This is a genomic window from Paenibacillus sp. FSL P2-0136 (assembly GCF_037975325.1).
In the GTDB taxonomy this organism is placed as follows: Bacteria; Bacillota; Bacilli; order Paenibacillales; family Paenibacillaceae; genus Paenibacillus_AQ; species Paenibacillus_AQ silagei.
The window spans coordinates 5,745,990-5,759,583 of record NZ_CP150244.1 but is presented as its reverse complement, the minus strand read 5'-3'; the positions used below and the strand labels follow the sequence as shown (position 1 = coordinate 5,759,583).

Annotated in this window: 14 protein-coding genes; 10 read left to right on the top strand and 4 right to left on the bottom strand. The window is 49.1% G+C overall.

The genetic code is table 11. The annotated features are described in order from the left end of the window. The first annotated feature begins 38 nt into the window (after positions 1–38). The 4 genes from NYE26_RS24410 to NYE26_RS24395 all read left to right on the top strand — a co-directional run bounded on the left by NYE26_RS24410 (position 39) and on the right by NYE26_RS24395 (position 4,960). Positions 39–1,778 (top strand): family 10 glycosylhydrolase, encoded by a 1,740-nt coding sequence (locus tag NYE26_RS24410; protein ID WP_339250773.1) that lies wholly within the window; start codon positions 39–41, stop codon positions 1,776–1,778. A gap of 12 nt (positions 1,779–1,790) precedes the next feature. Beyond that, a complete protein-coding gene (locus NYE26_RS24405; protein WP_339250771.1) occupies positions 1,791–3,506 on the top strand; it encodes a beta-N-acetylglucosaminidase domain-containing protein in 1,716 nt (571 codons plus the stop codon). Positions 3,507–3,732: 226 nt separating this feature from the next. Beyond that, positions 3,733–4,494, top strand: coding sequence for a SagB/ThcOx family dehydrogenase (locus NYE26_RS24400; protein ID WP_339250769.1), 762 nt, complete (start codon positions 3,733–3,735; stop codon positions 4,492–4,494). Positions 4,495–4,552: 58 nt separating this feature from the next. Further along, positions 4,553–4,960, top strand: coding sequence for a hypothetical protein (locus tag NYE26_RS24395; protein ID WP_339250767.1), 408 nt, complete (start codon positions 4,553–4,555; stop codon positions 4,958–4,960). A gap of 227 nt (positions 4,961–5,187) precedes the next feature. Here the strand turns inward: NYE26_RS24395 and NYE26_RS24390 are convergent, their stop codons facing one another. Then, the gene (locus tag NYE26_RS24390; RefSeq protein WP_339250765.1) at positions 5,188–5,718 is read right to left on the bottom strand and encodes an NAD(P)H-dependent oxidoreductase; all 531 of its coding nucleotides are present in this window, start codon (positions 5,716–5,718) and stop codon (positions 5,188–5,190) included. Positions 5,719–5,904: 186 nt separating this feature from the next. On the opposite strand from NYE26_RS24390, the gene NYE26_RS24385 reads away from it, so the two are divergent. Genes NYE26_RS24385 through NYE26_RS24375 form a run of 3 tightly spaced genes read left to right on the top strand, consistent with a single transcriptional unit; the run spans position 5,905 to position 7,631 of the window. Then, positions 5,905–6,261: a helix-turn-helix domain-containing protein gene (locus NYE26_RS24385; protein ID WP_209876059.1), complete on the top strand. Its 357-nt coding sequence runs from the start codon at positions 5,905–5,907 to the stop codon at positions 6,259–6,261. Between the two features lie 59 nt (positions 6,262–6,320). Beyond that, complete coding sequence (locus NYE26_RS24380; RefSeq protein ID WP_339250759.1) at positions 6,321–6,743, top strand: MarR family transcriptional regulator; 423 nt, start codon at positions 6,321–6,323, stop codon at positions 6,741–6,743. Between the two features lie 51 nt (positions 6,744–6,794). Continuing rightward, positions 6,795–7,631: an alpha/beta hydrolase family protein gene (locus tag NYE26_RS24375; RefSeq protein WP_339250757.1), complete on the top strand. Its 837-nt coding sequence runs from the start codon at positions 6,795–6,797 to the stop codon at positions 7,629–7,631. Positions 7,632–7,952: 321 nt separating this feature from the next. On the opposite strand, the gene NYE26_RS24370 is transcribed toward NYE26_RS24375, so the two are convergent. Together NYE26_RS24370 and NYE26_RS24365 are read right to left on the bottom strand one after the other, a co-directional pair. Next, positions 7,953–8,138: a hypothetical protein gene (locus tag NYE26_RS24370; protein WP_036723496.1), complete on the bottom strand. Its 186-nt coding sequence runs from the start codon at positions 8,136–8,138 to the stop codon at positions 7,953–7,955. A gap of 251 nt (positions 8,139–8,389) precedes the next feature. Then, entirely contained in the window at positions 8,390–8,872 is a 483-nt protein-coding gene (locus NYE26_RS24365) for a hypothetical protein (protein WP_339250755.1), read from the bottom strand. 254 nt (positions 8,873–9,126) lie between these two features. On the opposite strand from NYE26_RS24365, the gene NYE26_RS24360 reads away from it, so the two are divergent. The 3 genes from NYE26_RS24360 to NYE26_RS24350 are packed head-to-tail and all read left to right on the top strand — an operon-like array spanning position 9,127 to position 11,634. After that, positions 9,127–10,125 carry an ABC transporter substrate-binding protein gene (locus NYE26_RS24360; RefSeq protein ID WP_036723493.1) on the top strand — a complete coding sequence of 333 codons (999 nt, stop codon included), beginning with the start codon at positions 9,127–9,129 and terminating at the stop codon, positions 10,123–10,125. After that, positions 10,106–10,888, top strand: coding sequence for an ABC transporter ATP-binding protein (locus NYE26_RS24355; RefSeq protein WP_339250754.1), 783 nt, complete (start codon positions 10,106–10,108; stop codon positions 10,886–10,888). Before NYE26_RS24360 ends, NYE26_RS24355 begins: the two co-directional genes overlap by 20 nt. Next, the gene (locus NYE26_RS24350; RefSeq protein ID WP_339250752.1) at positions 10,882–11,634 is read left to right on the top strand and encodes an ABC transporter permease; all 753 of its coding nucleotides are present in this window, start codon (positions 10,882–10,884) and stop codon (positions 11,632–11,634) included. Before NYE26_RS24355 ends, NYE26_RS24350 begins: the two co-directional genes overlap by 7 nt. Positions 11,635–12,183: 549 nt before the next feature. On the opposite strand, the gene NYE26_RS24345 is transcribed toward NYE26_RS24350, so the two are convergent. After that, positions 12,184–13,011: a TerC family protein gene (locus NYE26_RS24345; RefSeq protein WP_076083072.1), complete on the bottom strand. Its 828-nt coding sequence runs from the start codon at positions 13,009–13,011 to the stop codon at positions 12,184–12,186. Positions 13,012–13,594: the final 583 nt, after the last annotated feature.

Below are 13,594 nucleotides of genomic sequence, written 5' to 3'. Positions count from 1 at the left end.
CAACTGGCCAAATAAAACTATGATGTGGAGGCGAGATTATGACATTTGCATTGAGATCGAGGTTCATGGCAGTGTTAGGCATTGTGTTGGTTTCTTCGGTAGCGGGGGGCTCCCTTCCCCTTCCGGCACAGGCCGAGGAGCAGAGCAATCCCCCATTTGAGACGGAAGTGATTGTACGGACTGTTAACCAGTTCAAGAACTTGGCGGATGTGCAGAATTTCATCGCGCTGTCCACCAGCTACGGGGTCGATGTCATCAGCATGAATGTGAAGCAGGATGAAGATGATGAGGTTCCGTCCGGCAGTGTATTTTATCAGAGTGATATCGCTCCTATTGCCCAGGGCTATCAGAATTTCGATGCTTTGCAGGCTGTCATTACGGCAGCTCATGCCGCAGGCATCAAGGTTCATGCCTGGATTCCCCAGTTCCATGACCAGCAGGCCTTCCTGGCTCATGATGAATGGCAGATGCAGTCGCTGGTGAACGGGGTTCAGACTCCGTTTACGGGCTCTAACGGTAACGAATATTTCGTCAATCCGATTCACCATGAAGTGCAGCAGTATGAACGCTCCATCATTCAGGAAGTGATCGAGAATTATGATGTGGACGGTGTTGTACTGGACTGGATCCGCTTCGACAATTACAACATGGATGTCAGTGATTATACGGTTGCCAAGTATCAGGCGCAGTTCGGGTATTCGCCGCTCAGCATTGACTTCAATACGGATTCGCCGCAGCGTCAGCAGTGGAATGAATGGAGAACCGAACAAATCGGACAGTATGTAGGCGATATCCGTGAGGATATTTCCGAATCCGCGAATCCGGATGTACAGCTCGGTGTATATATTCTGCCGCCGGAATTTACCGAGGTTGGACAGAATGTAGCCAAGTTCAAGGATGAGATCGACTTTGTCGCACCGATGGCGTACTTCGATGACTGGGAATTCAACAGTGATTGGGTATACAGCACCTCCTACGGTATCCTGAAGGATACCAGTGACGCGATCAGCGGCAGTGATGTTGACATCGTAGCTACCCTGGATAATGACTGGACCGATGATCAATATCAGGAGGTCTACAAGGGCATCCGCGAGAATTATCCGGATGTGAAGCGCCTGTCGTTCTTTGCCTATGGGGCCTGGCCGGAAGACGAACTGGCGAACATCCATGAACGTGAGACCTGGCCGACGCCGGGCTGGACGGCTCCGGTAGAGCAAGATTATCCGGCCCAGCTGCCTGCAGTATGGAAGGCGCGGAATATCGGTTCCATGCCGGGGAACGCCACCTACAATTCTTCCAATAAGCAATTTACACTCAGTAGCAGCTCTACGGATATTTGGGGCAATGGAGATCAGCTGAATTATATCTATCAGCCCGTGAGCGGCAATGCGGAGATTGTGGTTAAGGTGCAGTCCACCAGCTGGCTGGACGGCTGGGCCAAGGCCGGCATTATGATCCGGGAGTCCCTGAGCCATAATTCCAAGCACGCAGATATGATGCTTACCCCATCGAATGGGGCTACCTTCCAGTATCGTTCAGAAACTGCGGGAACTATGGCCGATCATACGGCAACTGCCTCAGCTCCGAAATGGCTGAAGCTGACGAGAACCGGCAATACGTTCAAAGGGTCGATTTCGGCAAATGGGAGCAGCTGGCAGACGGTCGGAACCATTCAGATCCCGATGAAAAGCAAGGTGTATATCGGGATTGCCCTCAGCAACCCCGGGAATGACTCGCGGAACAAGGCCGTGTTTGGAAATGTAAAGGTTACGGATTAAGGAGATATGCATATGACGATGCCGTTAAGGGAACGGCAGTATTACTTTCGGGACTATTACGATCAGGGTGAAGAGTTGGTGGTGGAAGGGCAGCAGTTAAGAATCGAGCTGACTTCAAAGTTCTCCATGATCCAGAAGTGGGAGTGGCCGCTTGCCGCCGAAGGCCCGATTGTGATCCTTGAGCCGTCTGGAGAAAATGAGGAAACACCTGAACCTGGCAATATCAAGCTGGAACTTAAATATGAGAGATCGCTTAAAGCGGATGGCTATCTGCTGGATATCCGTAAGGACGGCACCGTTACCATAGTGGCCTCCAATAAGAGGGGACTACGGTATGGAATGGATGCTCTGCACCGGCTGCTGAGCGTAGGTGAAGGCAAGTGCCGGTTGCCTGTGGCGACCATTCACGATGAGCCCTCTTTTCCGGTCCGCGGCATTATTGAAGGCTTCTACGGCACGCCGTGGAGCTTCGAGGACCGGATGGATGCTGTACGTTATCTGGCGGCTCACCGGATGAATACCTTCATGCATGCTCCCAAGGATGATCCCTATCACCGCGAGCTATGGCGTGAGCCTTATCCTGAGAATCTGTTCGAGCAGATTCGTGAGCTGAAGCAGGAATGTGATACGCAGCTGGTGGACTTCTATTATTGCATTAGTCCGGGGAATGATCTGCAGTTTCGCAGTGAAGAGGATTTTGCCAGTCTGGAAGCGAAGCTGGCAGCGATGATCGCCATCGGGGTCCGGCATTTCGCTCTGCTGATGGACGACATCGACTACGCCTTGTCAGGGGAGAACCTTCATTACCTTGAGCGCTCCGGACTGGCACACGCTTATGTGGCCAACCGTGTCTACGACTATTTAAGCCGCCAATTGCAGAAGGTTATGCTGGTGATGTGCCCCTCTGAGTACTGGTCCTCCTGGGATACCGAATATAAGCGGGATATCCGCGAGAAGCTGCATTCGGAGATCAAGGTATTCTGGACTGGCTCTGCCGTCTTTGCCCGGCAGGTCGGGAGCAGACCGGCACAGGAGAATTACAGCCATTACGGGCATGAGCTGTGGCTGTGGGACAACATACCTGTCAATGATGCCGACTATGACCGGTTGTTTCTGGACCCGGTCCGCGGGCATTATTCCCGGCTTGGCCAGACCGGACATCAGGCCGTGGTAGCGAATCCGATGGTGCAGTGGGAATGCTCCAAGATTACACTGAACACCATGGCCCACTATATGTGGAACAGTGAGCGTTATATGCCTGAGCTGTCCTGGGAGCTATCGGTCCGCGAATTTGCCGGAGAGCTGGCAGACGATATGATGTTCTTCTGCCGCCAGAATCTCAATAGCCAGCTCTATAGCGGTGGATATGAGGAATTGAAAGAGGCTGTGCAGAGCAGAGATATACGCTGGCTTGATGCGTATTTCGACCGTCTGGAGAGCATGTCCTACCGGTTAATTGAAATAAACAATTCCAAGTTCCAGACAGAAGCAGAACCCTGGCTGCAAAGAGCCCTGGCGGATGTAGAGCTGTGGAGAGCCTTGCGGCGGAAGGTAATAACCGGGGGAACTGAACCCGGAGCCGATGAAGAACTGCGTAAGCGGGCCGAAGCCAGCCGGGCCTTTGAGGTCCGGCTGGGGAGTGATCCCGCCTGGATGGCAGCCGAGGCCTGGGGACTTGCTGCCAGGGAAGGCAAGAAGGGATACCGGCTGATTTTGGAGGATGAGTAGAGTAGGTTAAAAGCCGTCCGCATACGCTTCCCGAGCCAGATTACGCTGGGAGCTGATAATATAGCTGCCGCGCTTAAGAGATGACGCGATGAAGACTTCCCTTACCCTTCGGGGTGGGGGAGTTTTTTGTTGAAGTGCGAAAACAACAGAAGAGTGAGTTAGATCACCATCTGAATTTTATCAAATGATAAATTATAGCTATTAAGGTAATCCGGGAGGAACTGTTATGACCAGATATGAACAACAACGAAATTTTCTGAAATCCAATTTTCATGAATTCAAGCAGATCAAAACAGACAAGATTAAGGGCATTGCACAACCGCCGATTGTGAAGTCATTTCATGCGGAATCACAAATTATTGATCTGCCAAAGGTTAGTAGAGACGTAGTGAGTAAAGAGAGTATATTTGACTGTATAGAGCAGAGAAGAAGTACACGCTTCTATTCGGCCGACACGCTAAGTCTAGAGGAGCTGTCCTATTTATTGTGGGCCACCCAGGGGATTACTGGAATGAACAAGAACGGGCTTACGCTGCGGAATGTACCCTGCAGTGGCGCGACACACACCTTTGAGACCTACTTGATGATTATGCGGGTAGAAGGCATCCGGCAGGGGATTTACAGATATCTTCCTGTGGAGCATCAGCTCTTGTTTATGTTTGAATTGGATGAGCTGGAGCAGAAGATTGATGCCATTACGCTGGATCAGCCGTTCGTCCCTAACTTTGCACGCAAGGCTTCTGTGCTGTTCGCCTGGAGTACCACACCGTACCGTTCTGAATGGAAGTATGATATTTCAGCCCACAAAAAAATCCTCATCGATGTTGGACATGTCTGCCAGAATCTGTACCTAGCCAGTGAATCGATCGGAGCAGGCGCCTGCGCTATCGGAATCTATGACCAGAAGCTGATTGACGAGATTTTGGCGCTGGACGGAGATGAAGAGTTTGTGATCTATCTTGGCGCAGTGGGGAAGAAGCGGGAATAGCATACTATATAGAGTCTATATAGAGTGAACGTAAGAAAGTAACTTGCTGGGAGGTACTATGCCAAATATCAAAAAAATAGATCTGGTCACCGCCAAAGTAACTGACTTTACAGTGAATGATCTGAAGTTCATTACAGATTACAGATACTGGGTTGAGCTGGATACGGTACAACTGTTCGATGAATACAATACGCCCATGCTGCTAATCAACTTTGTTTTAATACCTAAAGGCGGTAAACCGATATATAAGGTCAGCATTCAATTTCAAAAGGTGGGGAAATTTCAGATATCTGCCGGAGGAATGGTAATCCAATTATCCAGCTTTGAGATTTTGAATATTTCGGACAGGGGCTGGGATTCCGTTAAATATCTTGTCAGGGATATTGAGAATGAGGAACGGTTTAAGTTCTACTGTAATGACATTGAAGTGGTTGCTATCGAGGAAGTCGATTGGATTATTGGCTAACAGCAATGAATGGTGTACTTATTGCAACTCTATGACCTGGAACTCTAGCAATTTGCTAGAGTTGTTGTATAAAATGCAAGAATGGCCCCGCTAAGCCGCTTGGAGGAAGAGAAATCCTGCTTTTTATACAACACTTTGGGATTATGGCCGAGATGAGCAGGGGAATGTTGCATTTGGAGCATGATTTTCAGAAAAAGTATTATAAGGGGGGAGGTTTCTCCCCAGCCCTAGCTATGCCCAATAGTATACTCCCAATAATCCAACGCACTCTGATTAATTTCATCGTCACTCGCCTGGAAGGAGGCGCCGAAGACGGCGAAATAGGGTAATGCGGTTGCGCCTACATGCACTGCACTGGCTTTGAAAGGCGCGATCACTTCATCTATGGTAAAAGAAACGGAACCGGTTGGTAGGTAATTTTCCTGCTTATCTCCGATGGACATGGCGAGTCCCAGCTTTTTCCCGTGCAGCTTGTTCCCGTTCGAGCCGTAAGCCCAGCCGTGAGTGAACACATCGTCCAGCCATTTTTTCAGCAGCGGGGGGTAGCTATACCAGTATAAGGGGAATTGGAAAATAATCAGGTCATGCGCCTCCAATAAACGCTGCTCCCGCGGAACATCGATGCTCCAGTCCGGGTACTCCTTGTAGAGCTCGTGGACCGTAACGTCCTCCGGATGCAGCAGCAGCTCTTGTCTCCATCTCCGGTTCACTCTTGAAGCCTCTATATCGGGGTGTGCCAGGATGATCAGGGTTGTCATTAGGGATCACCTTTCCGGTGTATAATTTGGGTTGTGCAGCTGTTTCTATTATTTTGTAAGTTCCTGAAAATGTAAATACACACAATAAAGTAACAAGGTTACCTCAAGGTGTGCACTAGACTTTGCCGGATATTGTGGCATGCTAAGAGAAGCAGTGTTCGAATTAAGATTGGGGAGGTACCGGGGATGAAGCAATATCATTTAGGGATCGAGGCAACACTTGAGATTATCGGCGGGAAATGGAAGTCGCTGATTATATGTATACTGATGTCGGGAACGAAGCGGACGAGTGAACTGCAGCGCAGTATTCCGGGCATCTCGCAAAAGGTTCTGATTCAGCAGCTCCGCGAGCTGGAACGGGACGGGATCATCGGCAGAGTGGTCTATAGCCAAATGCCGCCCAAAGTGGAATATTACATCACCGAGTATGGAGTCACAGCCAATGAAATCATTGACCTGATGTGCTCCTGGGGCAGAACCAATATTGCGATCCGGCAGCAACGGGGTGAGGAAGTCATGCTGCTTGATAAGGACGCGGAATAGTAGCACAACTGATGTACTACTCTATTGACAATGATTTGATATCAAACTATAATTCGTTTATGGAAACCAGAGATGCTATTTCACTTATATCCAAGATCCGCGAGAAGGTTAACCGCTTCATCGTTCAAGAGATGGCGAAGCAGGGAGTAGACGGCATTGCCACCTCACACGGAGATATTCTTTATGCGCTGCTGTCTAAGCACAGACTCACCATGGCTGAGATCTCGGCACATATTCATAAGGACAAATCTACGGTTACAGCACTTGTGGATAAGCTGGTCCGGTTGGGACTGGTTAAGAAGGAGAGGGATCAGGAGGACACCCGGTACGTATATGTTACTCTAACCGGGAAGGGCGAGGAGCTGGAGCCGGTATTTGAATCGGTCTCTTCTGCCGTGCTGAAGCAGTTCTACCGCGATATCACGGAAGAGGAGCAGACAATTTTGCTGGCGATTTTAATAAAAATCAATCATAATTTCTAAAAATTTGGTGTGATAGTTTGATATCAAACTAATTATAGAGAGGACATTATAATGAGAGACTACACTGCTGAATTACCGCCGCATACAGAGAAATATGTCGGTAAGCATGATCTCTACCTGGAGATTTATAAGGGAGAGGAGGCGCGCGAAGGCCAAAAACAGGAAGATAGGGTACCCCTGCTGTTTGTGCATGGTGCGTATACCGGAAGCTGGATGTGGAGCAAGTACCTTCCCCATTTCATCCGTGAAGGCTGGACCTGTTATGTGATGAATCTGAGAAGTCATTACCGGAGCCGGGTGCTGGATATGACACAGATTACCTTTGAAGATTATCTGGAGGATATCCATGAGATAGTGCAGTTAATTCAGGCTGAATGCGGAGCTGCTCCTGTCCTGATCGGGTTCAGTATGGGCGGGATCCTAAGCCAGAAGGTGGCGGAGACAGCCAGGCTGGCCGGGCTTGTGCTGATGGATTCAAGTATATGCAGAGAGGTACATGAGGAGGTCCCTTATACGGATATCGTTAAGACAGTACCGGGTAACGTAGTACCCGCACCGGTCCGCGAAGAGGAGATCAGCCTGGATGAGACGGCAGAAGATATAGCGTTTCAGCGAAAATACCTGACGATGGAATCTGCCAAGGCCTTTAGCACATTTTCTTTTGAGTTTGGGGCAACAGGGGTATCCGTAGACAGCCGTTCCATTACATGCTCTTGTCTAGTGATCCATGCCATTAACAGTGATGAGGATGAGCGCAGGGGCAGAGCCAATGCAGCGTATTTCCGCGCAGAATATTTAGGCTTGTGGAACACTACGCATACCGGCCTGCTTGTAGGGCAGCGCTATATGGAAGCGGTACAGACGATCCTGCGGTGGTTAGCAAGATAATGAATCTATATAGATTGAACTAAAAAATTATAGTTAAAGGAAAAGTGGCGGAGGGGAATTTTGGAACTGGAGGAGCGGTAGCGTCCGCCTTTGTATGCGGATTTCAACCGTTAAAAACGGGATACATCGAGAAATCTGCAGACAACAGCGGCCGGAAGTCCAAAACTTCTCTGGAGTCACGTTTAATCCTAAAACCTAAAGATCATTAGTTCAATTTACTACTGCAACAAATAAAAGGCCGCCTGAGCCGGGATGCTCCCGTTCCTTAGCGGCCTTAACCTGGTAGGTGAAGGGTATTCTATATATACATCTAACTGGAAATTAGTGAAATTTGACGGTCTTGATGCGCGATTCCTGCTCGTAAGTTAGCGGGCTTGGCGTTGGCGGTGTGTGCAGATGGCGGTGTGCGCTGTATTCCATTCTCCGGTAATCCTCTTCTCCGGAAGCCATCCCCGGCTGCCACATCCCGGTTACCCAATTCTTCAGTTCCTTAATTCCTGCCAGCATTGCATTCATCCTCCTTGGCGATGAAATACGGTAATGAACCTCTGGGACATCTCTTTTGGTTACGCTTTCATTATACCATACATAATCCATAAAGCAATGGAATGTCCGCCTGATAAAGACAAATAAATAAGGAATAATGTTGTCATAACTGGTTTTGTATTTGTATAAGAGAACAATGTCCTTGTGATATGGACTGCGTGCGGGCAACAAAAAAGCGGCAGCCGGGAGGGCGGTCGCTTAGTGGCAGGATGTTATGCAGAAGCAGCTAAACGTTTCATTTCAGCTTCCTGATCTATAGAACGCCGGGCCAGGATATCCAGCGTTGCGTCATGTCCTCTTAGGCTCCGGTCAATCCGCTCCAGAGAATCCCGGCCAGCAACGACTTCAGTATTCACTTCGGACACCGCCTGTTGAATAAGAGGGATTAGCTTTGTATCTTCCTTGATGCTTTCGATATCATCCTTGATGGTAACGATGTCGGTCTTGATGTTTTCAATTTCATCCTTGATGTTTTCAATTTCATCTTTGATGATCACCAGCTCGGCCGTAATTTCAGACTTAAATGCAGTGAATTCTGACTGAAGATTTTTAACATCGGACTTGATGCCTGCAATTTCGGTCTTGATTCCTGAGATTTCGGTCTTAACTCCTGCAATTTCAGATTTCATTCCGTTAATTTCGGACTTTACTCCTTGCAGCTCGGCAAGAATCTGCTGGAGAATTACATCGCTCATAGGGCACAGCTCCTTAGATAGGGTTGGAATAGGACTGCTGCTTGAAGGGGGATACCTGCGGAATAGGTACAGGTCATTATAGCATATTTGCGTCATTATTGGGTGCTGCTGTAAAAAGAATTCCATGAACATATTGGACATTAGAAAACTGATACTTAAATTTATAAATATACAAAATAGGACAATGGGTGTACTATGTATGTGAATAAATTCGCATGAAGCGTAACCGATAAGAGATGGGGGAATCAAGATTCATGAAGACAAGAAACTGGAAACACCTTATGAAGCTAGTCGTGCTGACTGCTGCTGTCAGTGTAGTAGCTGCCGGATGCGGTAGCGCAAATCAGGCAGGAAATGCCAAAGATACTAATACAGGAGCTGCTACAGCTGTACCTGCTGAGGCCGTTACGATATCGCTGGGACTGCTGCCATCCATCGATGCAATTCCTTTTATTATTGCCCATGAGCAGGGATTTGATCAGAAGCATCATGTGAACCTGGATATCCAGACCTTCAAGAGCGCGAAGGATCGTGATGTGGCTTTTCAGGCGGGTAAGGTAGATGGCCTCAGTGCGGATCTGGTGGCGATCTCGATCTATAATGAAGCAGGACTCGATGTCAAAATCACCAGCACGACCACAGGTGAATTCGACCTGCTGACCGGAAATGATGAAGTGAAAGAGGTAAAGGATCTGAAGGGGAAGACCGTCATCCTGTCCAAGAATACCTCAACCCAGTATACCGTTGCCATGATGCTGAAGCAGGCAGGCCTGACGGAAGCCGATATTACTGTAACGGAAGTGCCGCAGATTCCAACGCGTCTGGAGCTGCTTAAGAATCATAAGGCGGATGCGGCTGTTTTGCCGGAGCCTTTTGTCACCATGGGCCGTACTGCCGGTCTGCGCGTTCTCAGCTCCACCCATAGTGCGGGGATCAATCCGTTTGTGCTGGCTTTTCCACAGAGTGCCATTGATGCCAAGGGTCAAGGAATCCGCGATATGTACGCCGCTTATGATGAGGCTGTCGATTATATGAAGACGCATGACCAATCGGAATATATCGACCTGATTATTAAGGAAGTGGGCTATCCCGATACGCTGAAGAATGAGATTAAGGTGCCGGAGTATCTGCCTGCGAACCAGGTGGATGTGAAGGAAGTGGAGGCTGCTTTTGCCTGGGCCCGTGAAAAAGGACTGTTGACCAAAACACTATCGGCTGAAGATGTGATCTCCGATGTCCAGTTTAAAAAATAGCGGTCTCCGCATTAATCAGCTCCATGTAGCTTATCAGAACGGGCAGCTGGCCCTGGGGGAAATGAACCTGACCCTGCCGGAGCACGGGATTTATACGGTGATCGGTCCCTCGGGCAGCGGCAAATCCACGCTGCTGCGGGCGATTGCCGGACTGCTGCCTGGTTACGAGGGGGAACTGCTTTTCAATGACAGATCTGTCCATGAGAAGGAGACGCTGATCGGGCTGGTGCCGCAGAATTATGGTCTGCTGCCCTGGAAGACGGTCCGTGACAACATTCGGATTGCGATGCGGATCGCCCGTCCGGGCGGGGCAGGCCGGGGTAGGCGGCAGCAGGACCGGCAAATTATGCACTGGCTTGAATCCATGGGAATCGCCCAGCTCGCCGGCCGGTTTCCGCTCTCGCTGAGCGGCGGTCAGCAGCAGCGGGTGGCCATTGCCCGCGCCTTTGCCATACTGCCAACGCTTCTGTTGCTGGATGAGCCGTTCTCGGCGCTGGATGCCATTACGCGGGAAGGGCTGCAGCAGATTTTTATCGACAACTGGCAGGCGCATCCGGCGACCACGCTATTCGTGACCCACGATGTGGAGGAGGCGATTCTCTTGGGACAGAAGATTATCATCATGCTGCCGGGCCAGCAGGAGCCGCCAGAGATTCTCGATAACGCTGCTGTATTTGCCATGAAACATTCCCAGAAGCGGGAGAGCGATGAATACTTCGAGCAGACGAAGAGAATCCGAAAGGTAATGATGGAAAAATGGTAAAACGACGGCATTTTATTCACCTGCTGCGCCTGCTGCTTGTTTTTGCCGGAATGAATGCGCTCTGGTATGTCGCTTATCTGCTCATGAATCACGCGATTCTGCCCAGCCCCGGCGCGGTCTATAAGGCAATGTTTCAGCTTGGGGCCCATGATGTGGCGCTGAATGTCGGCTACAGTCTGATGCGCATCACTGAAGGTGTGCTGCTGGCTCTGCTGCTCGGTCTGCTGGCCGGTCTGCTGATGGGCCGCTCTCCCTTCTGGAACCGGGTACTGGACCCGGTCGTCTATCTGACCTATCCGATTCCCAAAATTGCGCTGTTGCCGGTGGTCATGCTCTTCTTCGGACTCGGAGAAACCTCCAAGGTGCTGATGATTATGCTGATCCTGCTGTTCCAGGTCATTATCTCGGTACGTGATGGTGTGAAGGCCATCCCCGAGAGTACTTATGATGTGCTGACGAGTATTGGTGCCAGCACGATGCAGAAATTCTGGAATGTGACGCTTCCCGGCGCTTTATCGGTGATCCTCAGTACGATTCGCATTTCGCTGGGTACAGCGATTTCCGTACTCTTTTTCACCGAAATCTACGGCACGGAGCATGGCATGGGCTTCTTTATCATGGATGCCTGGCTGCGGCTGGACTACCCTGAGATGTATGCCGGAATTATGCTGTTCAGTCTGGTGGGATTCGTGCTGTTCCTGCTGGTGGATGTGCTGGATTACAGATTCATGAAGTGGCGGAGATAGTGCTTGAGTGGGAGCAACGTGAGCACTTGGGTGGACGCTGCGCGAACGGACCGTTGTTTGGGTCGCTGTGGTCTCCAGATTTTTTTTATTCCCCTATGTGGTGAAAATCCGGAGACCAAGGCGACCGCTGCCGCTTCTACACAATCGTTCCGTCCTCTCCGCTGTTTAAGCGGTATACAATACATCTAAGTTTCAAAAACTCAAAAAGAAATCGCCCTTTTGGTAAGATGGAAGATCGACCATCCATCCCAAAGGGGCGATTTCTTTTTTATGGACTATATAAGACGCACTAAAGAATTAACAAAAAGCAAAAAGAAACGGAGGGGAAATTTGGAACTGTAGGAGCGGAAGCGACCGCCTGAAAGCTTTCCGAAGGAAAGCTCGCATCGTAAGCAAAAGCTGTATTTGGATATCTACCGCGAGCAGCGGTTTCAATCAGGAAATTCAAATACAATAGCGGCCGGAAGTCCAAATGTTCACCGCAGCGACGACCAAGCTTTGAGTTCTAATCTTAAGGGCATCTTATAGAGCTTTTCTTTCTAATATAGATTATTTACCGAGCTGCTTATCGACTTCCTTGACAGGATTCTCGCCGACATTCTCTTCGGTCTTGACACTGCTCATGAACCAGCCTGTAGCTGCAATGATGATCAGAACTACATAGAAGGTCAGTTTCCACCAGGTGCTGTGTGCGAAGTCTTCGGACAATACACCCAGAGCAGGATGGGCCAGCGTGATGACTGCGAGCTTAACCCCTACCCAGCCGACGATGAAGAAGGCAGCAACCTCAAGACCCGGACGGGTGTGAAGCAGCTTAACGAAGAAGGAAGCTGCGAACCGCATAATAACGAGACCAATGAACCCGCCCGCGAAGATTACAAGGAACTGTCCGCCGTCGAGGCCGCCGATGTTGCGGATACCACTTGCCGGAAGAGCAACGGCCAGGGCTACGGCTGCGAGGATGGAGTCTACGGCAAAGGCAATATCTGCTACCTCGACCTTAAGTACGGTGAACCAGAAGCTGGCTTTCTTCTTATTTACAGCTCCAGGGCTTCCGCTTTCAGCGGCGTCTTCCGTGACCGGCTTAGCGAATAACACTTTTCGGAAGATGTGATTCCCCGCGATAAATAACAGATATAGCGCACCGATGGCTTGTACCTGCCAGATGTCTACCAGATAGGAGATGACGAACAGCGATCCGAACCGGAACACAAACGCTCCAGCCAATCCGTAGAACAATGCCTTCTTACGTTCCTCATCAGGAAGATGCTTAACCATAATTGCGAGTACAAGTGCGTTGTCTGCGGCAAGCAGCCCTTCCAGTGCTACGAGAACGAGCAATACCCATCCGTACTCTAATAATAATCCCCAATCCATTGCTGTTTCCTCCTCAAGTGGGTTTAGCTGCTTTTTTGAGAAACTAACGGTGATACCATTAGTTTAACCAAAAATATATATAAAAAAGACCTTTACCAAACAGATTAGCCTTTGGAATAAAGGTAACCTGGTTGGTAAAGGTCTCGCTAACAATAATCTATTGCCGATAAAACCGGAGAATATCCTCATATTCTCGTATTGACGATTTTATCTAACAGCTACTCCCCTTTACGGGATTATATGAAATTTTAGGTGATTCGTTTCTGGCTAAAAGTATCATATCCGAGTTAAGAGGTGTTGTCAATGTTTTTGTGAGAACAACTATCAATAGAAATGACAGGCCTGAAAACGGAAACATGATAAGTATGGGTCATGTAAGTTGACATGTTATATGGCGAAACTGCAAACAAAAGGAAATAAAGGGCAAAACGAACGTTGGACTAATTGACGATCCCCGGTAATGAAAATATGATGAAACTAATTAAAGCGGCCAAGTGAATTTAATGTTAGATAAAATAACATTAACCAAAACAAAGGCTATTTGAACCATAAACTTAAGTTAGTGCTTCCGAAGCGAGTTTTG